The sequence below is a fragment of the Streptomyces katrae genome (assembly GCF_000966975.1).
In the GTDB taxonomy this organism is placed as follows: Bacteria; Actinomycetota; Actinomycetes; order Streptomycetales; family Streptomycetaceae; genus Streptomyces; species Streptomyces katrae.
Window position 1 is genome coordinate 1 of sequence record NZ_JZWV01001333.1, and the last position, 1,298, is coordinate 1,298.

General features: G+C 72.7%; 1 protein-coding gene. It reads right to left on the minus strand.

Annotated elements, in window-relative coordinates:
• Nucleotides 1-865 (minus strand): ATP-binding protein (locus VR44_RS36875; protein ID WP_045952034.1); only part of this gene is annotated, 865 nt, incomplete at its 3' end.
• Between the last annotated feature and the right edge of the window lie 433 nt (nucleotides 866-1,298).

The window sequence follows — 1,298 nt, forward strand, 5'->3', positions numbered from 1 at the left end:
GTATCAGCTTGAGCAGCTCGTTGGTGACGCCGTGGGCGCCGCCGGGCTGCGCGGGCTCGCTGCGTACGGGCGCGATCTCCTCGACCTCGTCGATGAAGACCAGTACCCGCTCCAGCTCGGCGATCCTGGCGAAGGCCTGGCGCAGGGCGGCGGCCAGGTTCCCGCCGTCGGCGAGCCGGGAGGGCAGCAGTTCCACGAACGGCCAGCCCAGCCGGGAGGCGATGGCCCGGGCGAAGGTGGTCTTGCCGGTGCCGGGCGGCCCGAAGAGGGTGATGGCCCGCGGCGGGCGCACCCCGTGCGCGGCCGCCCGCTCGGGTTCGGCGAGGGGGAGCACCACGCGGCGTTCGATCAGCTCCTTCTCCTTCTCCATGCCGGCGACCTTGCCCCACAGGTCGTTCGGCAGGAACCGGCCGCCGAGGTCGTCGAGGAGTCCGGCCGCGGGTCCGTGCAGCGGTTCGGTCTTCTCGAAGTAGGCGACGGCGGGCTGGCGGGTGTAGCCGGCGTTGAGGAGGCCCTCGCCGAGGAGGTCCTCCTCGGGCAGGACGTACGCGATCCGCCCCACGCGGGCGGCGATCAGACGGCGCTCCAGCTCGACGAGGAGGGCGCTGGCGAGGCCGCGGCCGCGCCATCCGGCGGCGATGGCGATGCGCATCACCCAGGCCCGTTCACCGGTCACGCAGGCCAGGGCGGCGCCGATGGGGACGCCCTGGTGGACGGCGACCACGCAGGGCTGCCGGTCGGTCAGCGCGCTGATGCACTCGGCGAGCGAGAAGACCGACTCCTGGCCGAGTTCGGCCGTCGTGTCGATCAGATGGACCACCGCCGCGAGATCGCCCTCGCGGTAGTCGTGGATGAGCCAGTTCACCGGGTACCGCCCCTCGTTCGTGCTCCTGCGGCGAGGCTAGGGGCGGGCGGGCCCGTCGATCACGCACCGCCGTGCACAACAGCGGGCCGCGAAACCGTCCGCGGCGTCCATAGACCGGTGGCTTCCGCCGAAGTCCCGGGGCGGGGAGCGGCGTCCGTTCATGTCTTCCGACATACCGTGCGAGATGCCTTCCGGCTTGTCCGGCAGATGTGCGGCCGGCCCGGCATTCACAGCTGATTCATACGGAAATCCGTGCTGTGACCACAGTTTTGCCGGGGAGGCTCGGCTGCATGATCCAACGCACCCTCCCCCGCAAGGCCGCCGGCCGTCCCAGCGCCCGTGCCCGGCGGGCGTCACGGATCCTGCTCGCGGTGACCGCGATGGCCGCCCTGCTCAGCCTCGACCTGCCGGAGGCCGGGGCCGCCGGTCCGCC